Source organism: Rhodococcus sp. H36-A4, from assembly GCF_027158005.1.
Classification (GTDB): domain Bacteria; phylum Actinomycetota; class Actinomycetes; order Mycobacteriales; family Mycobacteriaceae; genus Rhodococcoides.
Genome location: NZ_JAPVLQ010000005.1, coordinates 118915 through 132954 on the forward strand (window position 1 = coordinate 118915; position 14040 = coordinate 132954).

The 14040-nt window shown below is 63.3% G+C and carries 12 protein-coding genes; 10 read left to right on the top strand and 2 right to left on the bottom strand.

Annotation, left to right across the window (positions count from 1 at the left end):
- Positions 1-38: 38 nt before the first annotated feature.
- Together O1W68_RS14870 and O1W68_RS14875 are read left to right on the top strand one after the other, a co-directional pair.
- Entirely contained in the window at positions 39-1592 is a 1554-nt protein-coding gene (locus O1W68_RS14870; RefSeq protein ID WP_269304768.1) for an MBL fold metallo-hydrolase, read from the top strand.
- 91 nt (positions 1593-1683) lie between these two features.
- A complete protein-coding gene (locus tag O1W68_RS14875) occupies positions 1684-2922 on the top strand; it encodes a L,D-transpeptidase (RefSeq protein ID WP_442972374.1) in 1239 nt (412 codons plus the stop codon).
- A 24-nt stretch (positions 2923-2946) separates the two neighbouring features.
- On the opposite strand, the gene O1W68_RS14880 is transcribed toward O1W68_RS14875, so the two are convergent.
- Complete coding sequence (locus O1W68_RS14880) at positions 2947-3702, bottom strand: SDR family NAD(P)-dependent oxidoreductase (RefSeq protein WP_269304770.1); 756 nt, start codon at positions 3700-3702, stop codon at positions 2947-2949.
- 303 nt (positions 3703-4005) lie between these two features.
- Here O1W68_RS14880 and O1W68_RS14885 point away from each other — a divergent pair, with 303 nt between their 5' ends.
- From O1W68_RS14885 to O1W68_RS14910, 6 genes are all read left to right on the top strand, one after another.
- Positions 4006-5301: an ROK family protein gene (locus tag O1W68_RS14885; RefSeq protein ID WP_442972375.1), complete on the top strand. Its 1296-nt coding sequence runs from the start codon at positions 4006-4008 to the stop codon at positions 5299-5301.
- 54 nt (positions 5302-5355) lie between these two features.
- Positions 5356-6189, top strand: coding sequence for an alpha/beta fold hydrolase (locus tag O1W68_RS14890; RefSeq protein WP_269304771.1), 834 nt, complete (start codon positions 5356-5358; stop codon positions 6187-6189).
- A 19-nt stretch (positions 6190-6208) separates the two neighbouring features.
- Entirely contained in the window at positions 6209-7552 is a 1344-nt protein-coding gene (mshA, locus tag O1W68_RS14895; RefSeq protein ID WP_269304773.1) for a D-inositol-3-phosphate glycosyltransferase, read from the top strand.
- The gene (locus tag O1W68_RS14900) at positions 7549-8031 is read left to right on the top strand and encodes a YbjN domain-containing protein (protein WP_269304774.1); all 483 of its coding nucleotides are present in this window, start codon (positions 7549-7551) and stop codon (positions 8029-8031) included. The genes mshA and O1W68_RS14900 overlap by 4 nt, the downstream gene beginning before the upstream one ends.
- Positions 8032-8134: 103 nt before the next feature.
- On the top strand, positions 8135-9724 hold the full coding sequence (locus O1W68_RS14905) for an AMP-binding protein (RefSeq protein WP_269304776.1): 1590 nt from the start codon (positions 8135-8137) through the stop codon (positions 9722-9724).
- A gap of 90 nt (positions 9725-9814) precedes the next feature.
- On the top strand, positions 9815-11026 hold the full coding sequence (locus O1W68_RS14910) for an ATP-binding protein (RefSeq protein WP_269304778.1): 1212 nt from the start codon (positions 9815-9817) through the stop codon (positions 11024-11026).
- Positions 11027-11044: 18 nt separating this feature from the next.
- On the opposite strand, the gene O1W68_RS14915 is transcribed toward O1W68_RS14910, so the two are convergent.
- A complete protein-coding gene (locus O1W68_RS14915) occupies positions 11045-11659 on the bottom strand; it encodes a helix-turn-helix domain-containing protein (RefSeq protein ID WP_442972376.1) in 615 nt (204 codons plus the stop codon).
- A 78-nt stretch (positions 11660-11737) separates the two neighbouring features.
- Here O1W68_RS14915 and O1W68_RS14920 point away from each other — a divergent pair, with 78 nt between their 5' ends.
- A complete protein-coding gene (locus O1W68_RS14920; protein WP_269304779.1) occupies positions 11738-12394 on the top strand; it encodes a class I SAM-dependent methyltransferase in 657 nt (218 codons plus the stop codon).
- A 119-nt stretch (positions 12395-12513) separates the two neighbouring features.
- Complete coding sequence (locus O1W68_RS14925) at positions 12514-13983, top strand: carboxylesterase/lipase family protein (RefSeq protein WP_269304781.1); 1470 nt, start codon at positions 12514-12516, stop codon at positions 13981-13983.
- Positions 13984-14040: the final 57 nt, after the last annotated feature.

Below are 14040 nucleotides of genomic sequence, written 5' to 3' on the forward strand. Positions count from 1 at the left end.
AGTGCTGTGGGTACCACTCATGAAAGAGGAGTAATTCTTTGCAGGTCACAAGCGTCGGGCACGCCGGATTTCATATTCAGACCGATGCCGGCAGCATTCTGTGCGATCCGTGGGTGAACCCCGCCTACTTCACCTCGTGGTTCCCTTTCCCCGACAACTCGCAGTTGGACTGGGACGTTCTCGGCGATTGTGACTACCTTTACGTCTCGCACCTGCACAAGGATCATTTCGATCCGAAGAACCTGGCCGAGCATGTCAACAAGGACACGACCGTGCTGTTGCCGGACTACCCGGTCCCTGACCTTAGGCACGAGCTCGAGAAGCTCGGTTTCCACAAATTCTTCGAGACCACGACGTCGGTCAAGCACACGGTGTCCGGTCCCAAGGGCGACCTGGACATCATGATCATCGCGCTCCGCGCACCTGCCGACGGCCCCATCGGTGACTCGGGACTCGTAGTGTCCGACGGCAAGACCGTCGCGTTCAACATGAACGATGCGCGGCCGGTCGACCTCGATGTCCTCACCGAGCAGTTCGGGCACGTGGACGTGCACATGCTGCAGTACTCCGGTGCAATCTGGTACCCGATGGTTTACGACATGGTCGAGCGCGCGAAGCGAACGTTCGGGGAACAGAAGCGTCAGCGTCAGATGGACCGTGCGCGTCAGTACATCGAGCAGATCGACGCCACCTGGGTCATCCCGTCGGCTGGGCCGCCGTGTTTCCTCGACGACGAGTTGCGGTTCCTCAACGACGTCTACGAAGATCCGTCGAACATCTTCCCGGACCAGATGGTCTTCCTCGACCAGATGCGTCGTAACGGCCATGACAAGGGTCTGTTGATGATGCCGGGAACCACCTCGACCTTCGAAGGCAGTGAGCTACTCGCGCACGAGCATCCGATTCCGGTCGAGGAGGTCGAGGCGATCTTCACCACCGGAAAAGCCGACTACATCGAGGCGTATGCCAAGCGTCAAGCCGGGGTCATCGCCGCGGAGAAAGCTGCGTGGGCTCCGGCCGAGGGCGAGCTGTTGCTCGAGCCGCTTCGCGCATTGTTCGAACCGATCATGATTCAGTCCGATCAGATCTGCGACGGCATCGGCTACCCGGTTGCGATGATGCTCGGCGAGGAAACCGTCGTACTCGATTTTCCGAAGCGGATCGTGCGTGAGCCGATCGTGAAGGAACGGTTCCGCTACAGCTTCACGATCGCGCCCGAACTGGTTCGCACGGCCGTGCGGGACGAGGAGCCCGATTGGGTCAACTCGATCTTCCTGTCCACTCGCTTCCGTGCTCGCCGAGTCGGCGGATACAACGAGTTCCTGTACACATTCTTCAAGTGCTTGACGAACGAGCGCATTGCGTACGCGGACGGTTGGTTCGCCGAAGCACACGATGACACCGCGACGATCGTCAAGGACGGCTACGAGATCCAGCGACGTTGCCCGCATCTGAAGGCCGATCTGTCGAAGTTCGGAATCGTCGAGGGCAACAAGTTGACCTGCAATTTGCACGGGTGGGACTGGAACCTCGATACCGGGCGCTGCCTGACATCGAACGGGCACGAGCTGAGGACGAGAAAGCTCGAGTGAGGGCTCGGGCCGACATGACTTCGATGTGAATCTGCCCGCACCTGCGGATCGAATAGGCCGGACTGCGATTGCCGCGGGTACGTTGGAAAGCGTGCATACGCAGGTAGAACGGACAAATCGAACGCGATTGCTGTGGTTGATCACGGTTTTCGCAGCATTGGCGGCATTGGTTTCGGGCTGCACCATCGGCGGTAACGACGCGGGTTCCTCCGGCAACGGAGCGCCGGCAGCCGAGGCGGCTCCGGTCGCCGAGGTGTCCTCGACTCCCGCAGACGGCGCCGAGGACGTCAGTCCAGTCGCGCCGATTTCGGTATCGGTGAAGAACGGGACGCTCGGCGAGGTCACGCTCACCAACGCAGACGGCAAAGTAGTTCAGGGTGCCCTCGCGCCGGACAAGACGTCGTATGCCGTCACCGAGCCGCTCGGGTACGGCGTCACGTACAGCTGGGCGGGCACTGCGGTCGGCACCGACGGTAAGTCCGTCGCAGTCGAGGCACGCTTCACCACGGTCGAGCCAGACAGTCGCACCTCGGTCAGCACCAACATCGGTGACGGCCAGGAGGTGGGCATCGCGGCGCCGATCATTCTGCAGTTCGATTCGGCGATCGAGAACAAGGCCGAGGTCGAGAAGGCGTTGACGGTCACTACCAACCCGCCGACACCCGGTGCCTGGGCATGGTTCCCCGATGACAACGGCTCGCGCGTGCACTGGCGTCCGACGAACTACTGGGCGCCCGGCACCGCTGTATCGGTCGACGCAAAACTGTACGGCTTGGATTACGGCGACGGCGCTTACGGCGCCGACGATGTGACCATCGACTTCACCGTCGGGCGCAGCCAGGTGGTGATAGCTGATGCCACCAGTCACCGTATGCAGGTCGTCCGTGACGGCCAGACCATCATGGACATCCCAGTCAGCTACGGCGAGGGCGACGAAGAGCGCAATGTGACGCGCAGCGGCATCCATGTCGTGACCGAGAAGCACGAGGACTTCCTCATGTCGAACCCGCCGTTCTACGAGAATGTGCGCGAACGCTGGGCAGTGCGAATTTCCAACAACGGCGAGTTCATTCACGCCAATCCGCTGACCACGGGAGTTCAGGGCGCATCCAACGTCACCAACGGCTGCATCAACCTTTCGGACGCCGATGCTCAGCAGTATTTCGCTACGGCGATGTATGGCGACCCGGTGGAGGTCACAGGTACGCGGATCGACCTGTCCGCCGCGGACGGAGACCTGTACGACTGGGCTATCGACTGGCCGACGTGGCAGTCGATGTCCGAGCTGCCCGTTGGAGCAGCGACTCAGGCGCCGGTCCCGGCAAGCTAGCTACCGGGCCCGGCCAGGGAAGGGCTACGTGCGCGAAAAGCGCCCCGGACCCGCCTGATCACGCGGCTTGATGATGATCTGGTCCAGATTCACGTGCGACGGACGAGACGCCACGAAGCCGATCACCTCGGCGATGTCCTGCGCAACGAGCGGGGTGATTCCCTGATACACCGCGTCGGCCTTGGCCTCGTCACCATCGAATCGCACCAGCGAGAACTCGGTCTCGACGGCACCCGGTGCGACCTCGGTGAGGCGGACGGGTTGGCCCAGCAATTCGCCGCGCAGCGTGCGATGCAGCACTGCCTGCGCGTGCTTGGCCGAGGTGTATCCCGACCCGTTGTCGTACGTCTCGAAGGCTGCGACCGAGGTGATGGTCACGACGAGTCCGTCGCCTGAGTCGATCAACTTGGGCAGTAGCGCCTTGGTGATGCGCAGGGTTCCCAGAACATTGGTCTCCCACATCCAGCGCCAGTCCTCGAGATCGGCGTCGATGACAGGTGCCAGTCCTTTGGCGCCGCCGGCATTGTTGATCAGCACGTGAACCCTGGGGATGACTGCGGTGAACGCGGCCACCGAATCCTCGTCGGTCACATCGAGTTCCAGTGCGGTGCCGCCGATTTCGTCGGCAACCGCTTCCAGTCGATCGAGTCGACGTGCCCCGATGACGACGTGGTATCCCTGGCCGGCGAGCTGGCGAGCAGTGGCTTCGCCGATTCCCGAGCTTGCGCCGGTGACTACGGCGATGCGAGCGTCGGGCGAAATGTGTTCGGACAATGTCATGCATCGATTCTAGACGCCGATTTCGCCTGCATACGGGACCCGGGATTGGTGAGCTGACCGTGCAGTGCTAATTTTGCGCCCATGTCCGCAAGCCTCACCCACGCGTTGCGGGTCACCTACGTGACCGTCACCCTGGGTTCTCGGCTGCCACTTCCCCGGGAACTGTGTTGTCCCGGTCTCGGAACCTGCCGCTAGTTTCTCTGCTCGACGGGCTGAGTCGCGTCGAATCTGCGCGTCTTCTGCCTCGAGTTTCATGCACCACCTGTCTCGCGACGACGGGTTTATTGCTGAGGACCGACAACTGTGACTATCGCCATTCTGCCTACTTCGACGCCTATTCCGTTGCGGCGCACCGCTCGATCCACTCCCACGCTCGCGCGTTCGTCCGCGCCGCCGACGGCAGGTGTGCAGGTGGTCGTTCCGGATCTTAGGATCGCGGACAACCCTGCTGCATCCGTCTTTCGTGTCGCTTCTACGGAAGGGCCGATTTCACGTGATAGTGCTGCTCGCGCAACAGGATTGAGTATCGCAACTGTCAATCGTCATGTATCGGCACTGCTCGGTATCGGACTTCTTCGTGAACGAGCAGACCTCACCGCCTCCGGCGCCGTCGGACGTCCGCGGATACCGTTCGAGGTCAACCACGAGCCCTACGCCACCATCGGAATTCACATCGGCGCCGTAGTCACCAAAGTTGTCATCTGCGACTTGCGTGGTCGCATTCTCGGCGCTGTCGAGATTTCGACGCCGGCAGGATCGGCGTCGGCTGCACTCGCCTCCATCGCTCGTAGCGCAGGCGCCTTCGCCGCGCGGTGGCATCGCCGCACCCCACTCTGGGTGGGAGTTGCAGTGGGTGGTCGCGTCGATACGGCAACCGGCTCGGTCGATCATCCACGACTGGGTTGGGAAGGCGCTCGGATCGGGACGATCATCGGTGGGGGACTTGGGCTTCCGGTGTCCGTGTCAGGGCACGTCGAAGCCATGGCCGCGTCGGAGCTGTTGCTGGCGCCGGTGCGGACCGACGAGGTCACGACCGGAACGAGCCTGTACTTCTACGCCCGTGAGACCGCCGGAATCGCGCTGACAATCGACGGACGAGTCCACACTCCGGCGACCGGCCCGGGGTCGATCGCGCATGTGCCGACCGGATCGAATGCGCAGTGCTTCTGCGGCAGTCGTGGATGCCTCGAAGCCACCGTCAGCGACCGAGCCGTCGTGGCCGCGGCCGTCGAGCGAGGTGTGTTGACGGCCGAAGATCCGCGCCGGTCGGTCGCGGCGTTGCATCAGCTCGCACAGAGCGGATCACTCGGAGCGCAGGAGGTGTTGACCGAGAGAGCGCAGGCACTCGGAAAGACCGTCGGGTTGTTGCGCGATCTGTTCAACCCGGATCGGGTCATGCTCGGTGGCCAGGCCTTCACTGAGTATCCCGCCGGAACCGCACATGTCGCAGCGGCATTCTCGCGATCATCGACGTTGCCGCGCAGGGATATTCGCATCACCGGCTTCGGCAGTAAGGTACAAGAGTTCGCGGCAGCAGTGGTCTCGCTCAGTTCGGTGTACTCCGATCCGCTCGCCTCCATGCGTCGGGCCGCAGCCTGATCGGGTACTGGGCCGCTGCCGAGTCGAGGCCACGTCTCGGCGACAATGGGCGCCATGGCAACGAGCGAGGTTCGGCAGGCATCCAGCATCGACGGCACCAACATCGTCTACCGAGTTTCGGGTGATCCTGCCGCTCGGCCGTTGGTCTTGTTGCACGGCTGGGCGCAGTCCTCGGCGTGCTGGGGGGAGGGTGTGCTGAACGGGCTGGCGGATTCCTACCGGTTGATTGCCGTGGATCTGCGTGGACACGGGTACTCGGATGCGCCTGCCGACGGGTACGCCGACCCACTCAATTGGGCGGGCGACGTCCACGCAGTCCTCACCGCAGAGGCAATAGCAGCGAATGCAGTTCTACTCGGCTGGTCCTACGGCGGTCTCGTGATCTGCGACTACCTCGCCGAACACGGGAGCGCGGCGGCAGCGGGCGTCGTCCTCGTGGGCGCGATCACCGGTATCGGCCGAGGGGAAGCCGGCGGAAAAGTCGGGAGTTCGATGCGCGCGGCGATCCCCGATGCCATGTCGGAGGTACCGAGCGTCGCCATTCGTGCACTCGGTAGCTTCGGTAACGCACTCACCGGTCCGGTCGAGGGGAAGGGCGCGCAGGCGCAGGAACTCTTCGGGCTCACTCTCGCGACACCCCCTCGTGTGCGGGCTGCGTTGTTCGACCGGACGGCCTCCCACGACGATCTCCTGAGCAGCCTCGAGGTGCCGGCCCTCGTCCTGCACGGAACCGCCGATACGGTCGTCGACGTCTCGTCCGGACGGCACGCAGCGTCGTTGATCCCGCAGGTCACCGAGTCGTATTGGGAGGGTGTCGACCACGGTCCGTTCGTCACCGACCCTGCTCGTTTCGTGGCGGAGGTCGGGGCCTTCATCGAGGGTCTGTGAACATCCGTACTGTGGGGGAGTGCAAACTGGAACGGTGAGTGGTCGCCAGTTGAACCGGGTTGCGGTGCTGTCGCTGCATACCTCTCCACTGGCACAACCCGGCATGGGTGATGCCGGTGGCATGAATGTCTATGTGCTGCAGAGCGCTAAAGAGCTGGCCAAGCGCGGTGTCGAGGTGGAGATATTCACCCGGGCGACGTCTTCCGCCGACGAACCGGTCACCGAGGCAGCACCAGGTGTTCTGGTGCGCAATATCGTGGCCGGACCGTTCGAGGGCCTGGACAAGCAGGATCTACCGACGCAGTTGTGCGCATTCGCGGCAGGTGTACTTCGCGAAGAAGCGCGGCACGACGTCGGATACTACGACCTCGTTCACTCCCACTATTGGCTATCCGGACAAGTCGGTTGGCTTGCGCGTGATCGATGGGGTGTGCCGTTGGTGCACACCGCTCATACGCTGGCCGCCGTGAAGAACGCGTCGATGGCCGCGGGTGACTCACCGGAACCAGCAGCCCGGCAGATCGGTGAACAACAGGTCGTGGCCGAGGCGGATCGGTTGATCGCCAACACCTCGGGAGAGGCCCAGCAGCTGGTCGATATCTACGGGGCGTCACCGGATTCGATCGACGTCGTTGCGCCCGGCGCCGATCTGACCAGGTACCGACCAGGTGAGAAGAATGCTGCCCGCGCGGAGTTCGGAATCGACCCGACCGAGACGGTCGTCGCGTTCGTCGGCAGGATCCAACCGCTCAAAGCACCCGATGTGCTGCTCCGAGCAGCCGCTGAGCTTCTCGCACGTGACCCGAGTGTGCCGCTTCGGATTCTCGTGGTCGGCGGGCCGTCGGGCAGTGGTTTGGACCGGCCCGACAGCCTCATCGAACTTGCTGCTGCGCTGGGCATTTCGGCGCGGGTGACGTTTCTTCCGCCGCAGCGTTCGGCGAAACTCGCGCAGATCTATCGCGCCGCTGATGTGGTGGCCGTTCCGAGTTACAACGAGTCGTTCGGATTGGTCGCCATCGAAGCACAAGCATGCGGAACCCCGGTGATTGCCGCCGATGTAGGCGGTCTCGGTGTCGCGGTCCGATCGGGCGAGACCGGTGTGTTGGTACAGGGTCACCGCACCGAAGATTGGGCCACTGCGTTGGGAAACATGCTGCGTGACCGTACTGCGCTCGCGCGCATGGCATCTGCCGCACCGATTCACGCCGCGGACTTCTCGTGGGAGCGCACCGCCGAAGGCCTCATGGAAAGCTACCGGGCCGCCAAGTTCCACTTCGATCGCCATGAAGCGCCGAGTGAATTCTCCCCGCGCCGATCTCGGGGTCTCTGGAAACTACGACGAACAGGAGCCGTCACGGCATGAGCGACACGATCACTCTCATCGACGAGGTGTTGACCGAGCGCGGACTCGAATATCAACGTAAGAACGACAATTCCTTCATCGTCGAGTTGCCGGGTGAGCGGAAGCTCAAAACCACGACGATGCTCACGGTCGGTCGGCACGGCGTTCGCATCGAGGCATTCGTGTGCCGCAAACCCGACGAGAACTTCGAAGGCGTCTACAAGTACCTCCTCCGGCGCAACCGCAGACTGTATGGGGTCCACTACACGATCGACAAAGTAGGCGACATCTACCTCGTCGGTGGAATGTCGTTGCACGCGGTAACCGGGGACGAGATCGACCGAGTGCTTGGCCAGGTTCTCGAGGCGGCCGACGGTGACTTCAATGTTCTCCTCGAACTCGGTTTCGCCGAATCCATCAAACGCGAATGGGCATGGCGTGTTTCGCGCGGAGAACCGTTGACCAATCTCGCGGCGTTCGAGCATCTCATCGACGACTGATCGGTGTGGTCGAAAGTCGGTCTCGAACGGGTCTATTGCCCGTTGTGACGGGGTTCACTGTAGGATTTCGACCATCTGCCGTAAGCGTGTTCGAAGGAGAGCCATGAGCTTCAACAGCCCCTTTCCCGATGTCGAGATCCCGAATCTCAGCGTCTACGACTATCTGTTCGGGTCCATCGCGGAGGCTGATCTCGACAAGCCTGCGCTCGTCGATGGCAGCTCCGGAGCAGTCACCACCTACAAGGCTCTCATCGGGCAGATCAACGGCGTAGCCGGAGCCCTCGCGGCCCGTGGCCTCGAACTCGGCGACGTCGTAGCGGTGCACTCGCCGAACGTCCCCGCCTTCGCATCGGTGCTGCACGGCATTCTGCGCGCCGGTGGTACCGCAACGACGATCAACGCGCTCTACACGGCCGAGGACATCGCCAAGCAGCTCACCGGCTCCGGCGCTAAGTTCCTGTTCACCGTCTCCCCGCTGTACCCGCAGGCCAAGGCAGCGGCCGAGAAGGTCGGTATGGCGGACGATCACATCATCGTTCTCGATGGCGCAGAGGGCCACCCCAGTCTGCGGGACCTGCTGACCGAGGGTGCGCCGGCCCCGGACGTGTCGTTCGATCCGTCGACTCATATTGCCGTGCTGCCGTACTCCTCCGGCACGACAGGCGTCCCCAAGGGCGTAATTCTCACGCATCGCAACCTCGTGGCGAACGTTGCCCAGATGGAGCCTCGCGTCGGCATCGACACCGACGACGCGATCCTCGCGCTGTTGCCGTTCTTCCACATCTACGGGCTGACGGTTCTGCTCAACATCGCGCTGAAACTGCGTGCGCGTCTGGTCACGATGCCGAAATTCGACCTCGCCGAATTCTTGCGCATCATCCAGGACAACAAGCTCACGTACCTCTTCATTGCACCTCCCGTTGCCGTGGCGTTGGCCAAGCATCCGATGGTGGACCAATACGACCTCTCCAGCGTGCACACCATCTTCTCCGGTGCTGCCCCGCTCGACGAGGAACTCGGCAAGGCCGTCGCGAAACGTCTGAACACGCGAGTTCGTCAGGGCTACGGGATGAGCGAACTCAGCCCCGTCAGTCATGCCATTCCATTCGACCGCGACGACATGCCGCTGAGCTCGGTCGGGCTGCCGCTGGCGAACACCGTCAACAAGATCGTCGACCCGGGGACACTCGAAGAGATCGCTCTTCCGACCGAGGGGCTTTCGGAGCCCGGAGAACTGTGGGTCAAGGGCCCGAACGTCATGGTCGGCTACCTCAACAATCCCGAGGCGACAGCTGAAACGCTCGACGCCGACGGCTATCTGCACACCGGCGACATTGCCGTCGTCGATGCCGAGGGCGTCGTGTACATCGTCGATCGCCTGAAGGAACTGATCAAGTACAAGGGTTACCAGGTGCCGCCCGCAGAGCTGGAAGCGCTACTGCTGACGCACCCGGATATCGCGGACGCGGCCGTCATCGGTGTCATCGACGAAGCCGGCGAAGAGGTTCCGAAGGCATTCGTCGTGCTGCAGGCCGATTCGAAGATCGACGCGGACGGTGTGATGGCCTTCGTCGCCGAGCGCGTCTCGCCGCACAAGAAGGTGCGCAAGGTCGAATTCATCGATATCGTGCCGAAGTCCGCGGCAGGCAAGATTCTGCGCAAAGACCTTCGCGCCGCGGAATCGGGCAAGTAGCAACAGCAGGAAAAAGACAAGCGCACCCCGTTCCGCGAGGAGCGGGGTGCGCTGTGTGTTGGTGGGGGACTTCTAGGGGGCGTCGTCATAGTGGGGGCAATCGATCCGTATACGCCTGGTGCGGCGGAGAGACCGCAGGCGTTGATCGGGCGAACCGAACAACAAGGCCTGTTCGACGCGCTGCTTACCGGGTTGGAGAGTCAGCGATCCATGCGTTCGATGCTCGTGGTCGGGTTACGCGGGGTCGGCAAGACAGCACTGTTGCGCGATTGCGTGGAGCAGGCACGTGCGCGGAGCTGGGTGATCATCGACATCGAGGTGAGCAAACGCGAAGACGACGCGTTTCGCCGTCAACTCACGTTCGAATTGAGGGGAGCCCTACTCGGACTGTCACCCCGCTCACGGTGGGGCGCGGCTGCCACTCGCGCAGCGGCAGTGCTGCAGTCCTTCGGGCTCGGTGCAGACGGCTCGATGATGGCGAAGTGGGAGGTCGCAGCCGCTGACGGAATAGCGGACAGTGGTGATCTGGCCGCCGACCTGACTCAGGTCATCTTGGCAATGGGCGACGCCGCACTCGAGAACTCGCGGGGCGTGGTGATAGCCGTCGACGAAATCCAGCTCTTGTCGCAGACTCAGTACGCTGCGTTGGTCTCGGCATTTCACCGACCGTTCCTGCGTGAATTGCCGATTACGTTGGTGGGGGCAGGTTTACCGCGCGTGGGCCTGACTCCCGAGATCGAGCGCTACGCCAAGCGGATCTTCGAGTTCCCAGTCCTGGGTGCCTTGACGGACGCAGACGCCCGGCGTGTCCTGAGCGAACCGGCGGCTGCACTCGGAGTGGAGTTCGAGAAGGCCGCGTTGGATGCTGCCGTCGAGCTCACCGGCCGGTACCCCTACTTCCTGCAGGAACTCGGCAGTGCGGTCTGGTCCGCGAAGGTCGGAAGTACGATCAGCGCGCAGGATGTTGCTGCAGCGTCGGCGCAGTATTACCAGACGCTCGACGACACGTTCTTCGCCAGAAAGTTCGGCCCGACAACTGATCTGGATCGTTCGTATCTGCGTGCGATGGCCGAGGCCGGTCCCGATCCGCAGCACGAAAGCGATCTCGCCCGAATGCTCGACCGCACGGTTACGCAGTGTTCGCAGACCCGCCGATCGTTGTTGGACCGAGGGCTGTTGCACGAATTCGACAGCGGCGGTGTGGCATTCACTGCTCCCCATTTCGGCCGGTTCATCAAGAGGGTCATGCCCTCTCTCACCGTTCCCGCTCGGGCCACGCGTCGGCGTCGGTTCGATCCGTAGCCGTTTCGACCAGCCGTCCTATTCTGAACTCGCCCTCTTCGGGGCTGCACGGACGTGTGCGCGTTCACCCTGTTTGCCGACGAGACTGAGAAACTCGACCGGGCCCGAGCTGGTCGCGCCGAACCAGTGTGGGGTCCGGGTGTCGAACTCCGCAGCCTCGCCGGGTTCGAGGATGAGATCGAGCTCGCCGAGGACGAGTCGTAATCTGCCGTCGAGAACGAAGGCCCAGTCGAAACCTTCGTGCGTGCGGAGAACCGGTGTTGCGTCCTCACGCCCGGCGGGGAGGACGAACTTGTAGGCCTGAATACCTCCAGGCCGACGCGACAAAGGCACGATGATGGTGCCGTCGTCGGTGGGCAGTGGGCGCATATTGATCCGGGGGTCACCGGTGGGCGGCGCGTCGACGAGCTCGTCCAGAGTGACGCCGTAAGCGCGGGCCAGCGGCAGCAGCTGTTCGAGGGTGGGGCGCCGAAGTCCTGCTTCTAGTCGGGACAGCGTGCTGGTCGAAATGCCGGTCTCCTCGGCGAGAGCAATCAACGTGATGTCGCGGCGCTGTCGTAATTGCTTGAGCCGCGGTCCCACGGCGTCGATGGTGCGGTCCGTGGCCTTGTCCATGCGGTTCGACTTTGCCATTCGGCAACAAGGTTTGCAATACCGTGCCGCTCCGGTCACTGTCGAAGAAGCCACCCATATCGAGAAGGAGAACATACGATGACGCACTCGTTCGACAAGAACTACTGGGACCAGATCTGGCAGGGAGACCGCGCTGCGGGGATGGCTGCCAGCGAGCCGAACCCGCACCTGGTCCGGGAATTCGCAGACTCGACCCCCGGCACCGCGCTCGAAGCGGGCTGCGGCGCCGGAGCCGAAGCGATCTGGCTCGCCGCACGCGGCTGGCAGGTCACCGCAGCCGACATCGCCACCGATGCTCTCGCTCACGCGGCCCAGCGAGCCACCGCCATGGGCGTCGCAGATCAGGTGCAGTGGATCGAGGCCGATCTGTCCACCTGGGAACCCGACGCGAAGTACGACCTGGTGACCACACACTATGCGCATCCCGCGATGCCGCAGCTCGAGTTCTACGACCGCATCGCATCCTGGGTCGCCTCCGCAGGCACCTTGTTCATCGTCGGCCACCTTCATCACGAAAACCATGGCGCGGCCGCCGAGCACAGGCATGGACATGGGCACGGTGACGAGAATCCGCCCGCATCTGCCTCTGCGACGGCTGCCGGCATCACGGCGCGCCTCGACCCTGCCGTCTGGGAGGTGGTCACCGCCACCGAATCACACCGAGAATCGACGGGACCCAACGGCCGCCGAACCCCGATTCACGACGTGGTCGTCAAGGCCGTCCGCCGCCCGTGAGCTTGTGGGCGGCCGGCGGGTAGGCGTGGTGTTCCACCAAGGTGAACCACGAGTCGGGATCCCGCCTGAAAACTGCGCAACCGGAACACCATGCCCACCTGTTCGGGTACCAATGAGGGATGGATGTCACTGTCGAGATCGCTCAGGGCCGGTTGCGCGGACAACGCGTCGACGCTGTCACTTCGTTCCTCGGGATTCCCTACGCGGAAGCGCCCTTCGGACCGAACCGCTTTGCGGCACCGACGCCTCCGCCGCGGTGGGCGGGCGTCCGGGATGCGGTTGCCTACGGCGCGACAGCGCCCAAGGTCGGTTATCGGCCGCCGACCAGCACTATTCTCAGTGAGCCGGTGGTGCCGGGCGAAGAGTGCCTCAACCTCAATATCTGGACGCCGGATATTGCCGAGACCGGTTTGCCGGTCTTCGTGTGGATCCACGGTGGCGCATTCGTCAACGGCAGCAATGCCGTACCGATCTACGACGGCAGCGCCTTTGCGCGCGACGGGATCGTCGCTGTCGTCATCAACTATCGACTCGGAGCCGACGGTTTCGCACGGATCGAGGGTGCACCGGCAAACCGAGGGCTGCTCGACCAGGTCGCAGCGCTGGAGTGGGTACGCGACAACATCGGAGCGTTCGGGGGAGATCCGGGGAAAGTGACCGTCGCGGGGGAGTCCGCCGGAGCAATGAGCATCGGGACGCTGCTGTCGATGCCGCGCGCGGAAGGGTTGTTTTGTCGGGCGATCCTACAGAGCGGCGCCGGTCATCACGTCATCTCCGAATCAACGGCAGCCAAAGTTTCCACTGCGCTGGCCCACGCGGTAGGGGTGAGCGCCGATGTCGAGGGGTTCGGTTCGGTCCCCGTCGACACGCTCGTGGATGCGCAACGAGACCTCGGTGACCGCATCACTGCCGAGGCGCCTACCGGCGCGTGGGGTGAACTCGCTTTCAACGCAATGCCGTTCGAGCCCTACATCGACGGGGATATCGTTCCAGAGTTGCCGTACACGCGAATCGCGAAAGGCTCAGGTGCCGACGTCGACCTGCTCGTCGGAACCACCAGTGAGGAGTTCGCGTTCTTTCTCGTTCCAGCCGGGGTGACCCAGTACGTCGACGAAGCCCGCCTGCGCCTCGCCCTCGGCGCGTATGGCGCCGACGTCGATGCCGCGGTTGCCGCGTATACCGCGCTGTCGCCCAACGCATCACCGGGTGAGCTTCTCATCGCGGTGATGACCGACTGGTTCTTCCGATTGCCGGCGTTACGAGTCGTCGAGGCCAGAGGCGGGCAGGCATTCGTCTACGAATTCACCTGGCGGTCAACGCTGTACGACGGCAATCTCGGCGCGTGCCATGCTTTGGAGATCGGTTTCGTGTTCGACGCACTAGAGCGAAGCGAACGAATCACCGGAACCGGCCCACCGCAGAAGCTGGCCGAAAAAATGCACAGAGCCTGGGTGGATTTCGTGCGCGACGGCACTCCCGGGTGGACTCCTTATGGTAGTGAGCGTTCGGTCATGATGTTCGGTGAGCAGTCCGGCGTCGTCGACGATCCCAGGGCGAGAACGCGCGAACTATGGTCGGGGGTGCGCTGATCGGCATCATGTGGCGGTCTCGCAACTGCTGAACACTGCGAAAGTCACCGTTTCGAA